Raw genomic sequence first — 5,473 nt, 5'->3', positions numbered from 1 at the left:
GCCGCCCCGGCGGCGCGTGCGCACGTTGAAATGTGGATGGACTGGCAGGCGACGGAATTAAATAACGCCTGGGTCTATGCTTATATGGGGCTGGTGCGTCATAGCGCCGCGCACACTGACCCACAGGCCATCGAGGCCAGTATTCAGCTGTGGAACCAACGCATGACGCTGCTGGATGGGGTACTGGACTGCACCGGCGCGTTCGTTTGCGGTCCCCGCTTTACGCTGGCGGACATCGTGTTGGGGCTGTCGACACACCGTTGGTATTCGACGCCGTTCCCTAAGCCCGAACTGCCTGCCGTGGCGCGTTTTTACCAGACGCTGTGCGAACGCCCTGGCTTTGTTCTCTACGGCAATAACGGCGCGCCCTGAGCGACGCTCCTAAGACAAAATCCGCCTTGATGAGGCGCGGAAAGCGTGCGCCCCGCATTACGCCATGACGCGTATTGGCGAGCCGTCCAGCCATGCCTGCAGGTTTTGCACGGTCTCCTCGTAGAAAACACGGTAGGTGTGGTGGGTGACGAAGCCGATGTGGGGCGTCGCAATCACGTTGTTCAGCGTGCGAAAGGGGTGATCGTCCGGCAACGGTTCGGTGGAGAAAACGTCGAGCGCGGCACCGGCGATCGTTCGTTTCGATAACGCGTCGATCAACGCGTCTTCATCGACCAATGGCCCGCGCGCCGTATTGATCAACCACGCCGTGGGTTTCATTAACGCCAGATCGAAGGCGCCGATAATACCGCGCGTGCGATCCGACAGTACCAGATGCAGCGAGAGCCAGTCGGCTTCGCGCAACAGCGTGGCTTTATCGACCGGAGTGACCCCCGCCGCTTGCGCGGTCTCCGGCGTCAGGTTCTGGCTCCACGCCATGACGTTCATGCCGAAAGCCCGGCCGATTGCCGCGACCCGTGAACCGATTTTCCCCAGCCCGAGAAGGCCCAGCGTGCTGCCTTCCAAGTCCGCCCCTACGCCCACTTGCCAACCTCCGGAGCGCAGCGACGCGCATTCGGCGGGAAGGTGCCGCGCGGCCGCCAGCAGCAACGCCCAGGTCAGTTCCGGCGCACCGTTGCCGCGTCCCTGGGTGGCGCTGACCGTGATGCCCTGAGCACGCGCTGCCGCTACATCGATAGACGCATTGCGGGCGGACGTTGAGGCGATGAATTTGAGGTTAGGTAACTGGGCCAGCAGGCTGGCCGTGAGCGGCGTTCTTTCGCGCATCACGCAGAGAGCGTCGAAGGGGCGCAGTCGGGCGACCAGCGCCGACTCGTCGGTCAGATGATCGCAAAACACGTCGATGCTTGCCCGCGACTGCACGGCGGACCAGTCCTCGCTGGACAGTGCAACACCTTGATAATCATCAATAATCGCTATCTTTACCATGCTCAGGACTCCTTAGAGAGGCTCGCGCAAGTGGACGCAGCAATCAGAGAGGGCGGCGCGTCCTTCGTGCCTCGCTACGTGAGGAGTAACATAAACGCCGCGTGAGCGAAGCCCTCTTTACCGCCGTCATCACATCAGGCTGGTGCTGGCGACAAGGTGCGTTCGCCGCCAGCCTCAGCCGGTTAACGGTTCAGGATCTGCAACAGGGTGCGGTTGAAACGTTCAGGCTCTTCCATCTGCGGCGCATGTCCCAGGCCTGCAAACTCCACCAGATCGCCTTTCGGGATCCGTTTTACCGTGGCTTTGCCGAGCTGGTCATAATGGCCTAGCTTCGCTTTGACCGCCGGAGGGGCAATATCGCTGCCGATAGCGGTGGTGTCCGCCGTCCCAATAATGAGCGTGGTCGGCATCTGCAACGCGGGGAATTCATAGACGACCGGCTGAGTGAAAATCATGTCGTAGAGTAATGCGGAGTTCCAGGCGACGCGTTGGTGTCCGGGGCCCTGATTCAATCCGGCCAGCATGTCTACCCAACGGTCGTAGGCGGGTTTCCAGCGTCCGACGTAATAGGTGTTCAGTTCGTAGTTGCGGATACTGGCCGCGGAGGTCTTCAACTCGCGCTCATACCACTGATCGGGCGTGCGGTAGGGGACGCCGAGGGCTTTCCAGTCTTCCAGACCGATGGGATTCACCAGCACCAGCTTTTGCACCGCGTCGGGATACATCAGGGCATAACGCGTCGCTAGCATCCCGCCGGTAGAGTGGCCGACCACCATCGCGTTATTGATGCCGAGACTCTGCAGCAGCGCATGGGTATTGGTGGCTAGCTGCTGAAAGCTGTACTGATAGCGTTCGGGTTTGGTGGAGGTGCAAAAACCGATCTGATCGGGGGCGATCACCCGGTAGCCTTGCTGACTCAACGCCTTGATTGAATCTTCCCAGGTCGCGGCGCAGAAGTTTTTCCCGTGCAGGAACACGGCGGTTTTGCCGTTGGCGGGGCCTTGCGGGGCAACATCCATATAGCCCATTTCCAGCGGTACGCCCTGAGAGGTAAAGGCGAAGTGGCGCAACGGATAAGGGTAGGTGAACCCCTCAAGCTGCGGACCATAGGCCGGGGCGGCGAGGGCGGTTTGCGCACCACAGAATGACACCGCCAGCGTGAAAAACAGATGTTTGACGACTCGAGACATGATTGACCTTTCCGATGAATTGTCCTTGAAGAACCTTAGCATGGTTTCTTTTTTCGCCGCGGCATAACTTTTCGCTTCCACCGTGGTGTCTGAAATGAGCGGTAAGGTGTGCGGCCGCGACGTACCGGCGACGATCAGGCAAATCCGCCGTTGGCACGAACGACCTGAGCGTTGATCCAACCGCCATCTTCGCCGGACAGAAAGGCCACCACCCGGGCGATATCTTCAGGACGCCCCAGCCGTTCCAGCGGCGTGCTTTTCGTCAGCTGTTCAATCTGCCCATCACTCTTTCCTTTGAAGAACAGTTCGGTCGCCACGGGACCGGGCGCAACGGCATTAACGGTGATCTCTCGGCCACGTAATTCATTCGCCAGCACTTTGACCAGCCCTTCCACCCCGGCCTTGGACGCAATGTAAGCCCCGTATCCGGGAAAAGACTTGGCGATAACGCTGGTCGTCAGGGCGATGATGCGTCCTCCGGTCTGTACATGTTGGGCGGCCTGACCGAGCACTAAAAATGCCCCACGCAGGTTCACCCTAATAATGTCATCGAAGGTATCCAGACGGTCCGGGGATATCGGCGCCAGAGACATAATGCCCGCGCTGTGTACGACGACGTGCGGAGCGCCAAAGGCGTCAATCGAGGCGTGGAACAGCCGTTCAACGTCTTCGGGGCGCGAGACATCGGCCTGAACCGCGAGCGCTTCGCCCCCGGACTGATGAATGCTATCGACTACGTCCTGCGCATCGGCCGCCTTTCCGGCGTAATTCACGACGACCTTGAAACCGTCGGCTGAAAGCTGAAGGGCGATGTCACGTCCAATACCGCGAGAGGCGCCGGTCACGAGGGCCGTTTTACCTGCGTTGGCGGAAGGTTTGCTCATGGTGATTCTCCTTAACGTCGATGGATTAGTGCGTCATATAGGCAAGGTGAATGCGGCTGGCTACACGTCACGGCGGGTCGTTTTATGAACAGATGTCGCCCGCCGCCAGCCGAAAACGAACCGGATGACTCTGAATTTATGTTTTTCTGTGGAGGCCGACGCCCGTCGCAGCACCGCCATAAAACGAAAGAATCAAGAGTGTAAATAATTAAAAATAAATGAAATTTTATGCCAGTTTATGTCAGGGGCGTGATCATTCGCCGTGGGCGGATAACCGTCGCAGGCCAATATTATTTTTCGCTTTAACCTTTCTACAGCATAGTGACGTCTACACTTTTATTGTTGTGCGTTGACGATAATTACCCGGCATTTTCGGGAACGCTCTTTCATCAGACTGTTAATTAAAAGAGAAGACTATGGATGCCCAAAACTCTGATTCATCAGGAACAAAAGAATTATCCCGTGCCGAGGTCGTAAGACAGAGGATCTTTTTTGTCGTGCTGGTGGCGACCATGGGCGCGCTGGCGTTTGGTTATGATACGGGGATTATTTCAGGCGCATTACCCTATATGTCTGCTCCTCCGGCAGATGGCGGTCTGGGATTAACGTCTTTCACCGAAGGATTGGTTGCTTCCTCACTGGTGTTTGGTGCTGCGGTCGGTTCCTTCCTCAGCGGATTTTTCTCCGATAAATTTGGACGCCGCATTACGTTGCGTAGCCTCGCGGTGCTGTTTGTCGCCGGTTCGCTGGGAACGGCGCTGGCGCCTTCGGTCTCTTCTATGGTCGTGATGCGTTTTCTGCTGGGTCTGGCCGTTGGGGGCGGATCGTCGACGGTGCCGGTCTTCATTGCCGAAATCGCCGGGCCGAAACTGAGAGCCCCACTCGTCAGCCGCAATGAGCTGATGATCGTCACCGGGCAGCTGGTCGCCTATGTGGTCAGCGCCGCGCTCAGCTATTTGTTGAATGAAGGGCACATGTGGCGTTACATGCTGGCTATCGCGATGGTGCCCGGTGTGCTGCTTTTTATCGGGACCTTCTTCGTGCCCGTGTCACCGCACTGGCTGGTGTCGGAAGGGCGTCACGATGAAGCGAAAGAGGTGCTGAAGGAGCTTCGCGAAACGCCGCGTGAGGTGCGCAAAGAGCTGAAGGAGATGCGTGAACAGGCCCGTGAAGCGGCGCGCGGTCCCGAAGTCGGTGAGCTGCTGCGCGAAAAATGGGTCTTGAGACTGCTGGTTATCGGTATCGGACTCGGCTTTGCGCTCCAGTTTACCGGGGTGAATGCGTTCATGTACTACACCCCGATTATCCTGAAATCCACTGGTCTCGGCACGACGGCGGCTATTACCGCGACCATCGGAAACGGGGTGGTGTCGGTGATTGCTTCCCTGGCGGGGATCTGGGCCGTCAGCCGTTTCGCGAGACGTCGTATGTTAATGACGGGCTTCATCTTCGTGATTGCCGCGCAGGTGTCGTTAGGCGCCGTGCTGACTTTCCTGCCCGCCGATCTGACGCAAAGTTACATCGCACTGCTGTGTATTCTGGTGTTCCTGTTCTTCATGCAGATGTTTATCGCGCCGGTGTACTGGCTGCTGATGTCTGAACTGTTCCCTATGCAGCTGCGTGGCCGTCTGACGGGGACCGCCATTTCGGTTCAGTGGATTTTCAATGCGCTGGTCGCGCTCAGCTTCCCGCCGGTCATGGCGTTTGCCGGGAGTAAAACCTTCTTCATCTTCGCGGTGATTAACGTGGGCTCTTTGCTGTTTATCGCGCTGATGGTGCCGGAAACTCGCGGAAAAAGCCTGGAACAGATCGAATCGCATATGCGCCATAAATATGGTGAAGATAGTGATGAGGCGACTCAGGGATAGGTTTGGTGCGGCGATGCTGAAGCGGGCGTCGCCGCGCAATATCTTTTGCATGAATGACCGGTCTGCGCCATGAGGAAATCGCGTCACGGGTGACGGCCCCCACCTGTATCTGTCTCTTATACACATCTGACGCTGCCGACGAAGAGGATAG

5 protein-coding genes are annotated in these 5,473 nt (G+C 58.1%); 2 read left to right on the top strand and 3 right to left on the bottom strand.

The window, feature by feature from the left end:
• On the top strand, positions 1–372 hold a 372-nt coding region (locus Q7O77_RS14125; protein ID WP_369696226.1), incomplete at its 5' end, for a glutathione binding-like protein.
• Between the two features lie 57 nt (positions 373–429).
• Here the strand turns inward: Q7O77_RS14125 and Q7O77_RS14120 are convergent.
• The 3 genes from Q7O77_RS14120 to Q7O77_RS14110 all read right to left on the bottom strand — a co-directional run bounded on the left by Q7O77_RS14120 (position 430) and on the right by Q7O77_RS14110 (position 3,454).
• Positions 430–1,380, bottom strand: a complete 951-nt coding sequence (locus tag Q7O77_RS14120; RefSeq protein ID WP_304168507.1) for a D-2-hydroxyacid dehydrogenase family protein — start codon at positions 1,378–1,380, stop codon at positions 430–432.
• Positions 1,381–1,562: 182 nt separating this feature from the next.
• The gene (locus tag Q7O77_RS14115; protein WP_304168505.1) at positions 1,563–2,570 is read right to left on the bottom strand and encodes an alpha/beta fold hydrolase; all 1,008 of its coding nucleotides are present in this window, start codon (positions 2,568–2,570) and stop codon (positions 1,563–1,565) included.
• Between the two features lie 134 nt (positions 2,571–2,704).
• Positions 2,705–3,454, bottom strand: coding sequence for an SDR family oxidoreductase (locus Q7O77_RS14110; RefSeq protein ID WP_304168502.1), 750 nt, complete (start codon positions 3,452–3,454; stop codon positions 2,705–2,707).
• A gap of 416 nt (positions 3,455–3,870) precedes the next feature.
• On the opposite strand from Q7O77_RS14110, the gene Q7O77_RS14105 reads away from it, so the two are divergent.
• On the top strand, positions 3,871–5,322 hold the full coding sequence (locus Q7O77_RS14105; protein ID WP_304168499.1) for a sugar porter family MFS transporter: 1,452 nt from the start codon (positions 3,871–3,873) through the stop codon (positions 5,320–5,322).
• The last annotated feature ends 151 nt before the right edge of the window (positions 5,323–5,473 follow it).

Origin of the sequence: Lonsdalea britannica, assembly GCF_946477055.1 — a bacterium.
GTDB lineage: Bacteria > Pseudomonadota > Gammaproteobacteria > Enterobacterales > Enterobacteriaceae > Lonsdalea > Lonsdalea britannica_A.
Note: the sequence above shows the minus strand (reverse complement) of the source record. Positions and strands in the feature narration are given on the sequence as shown.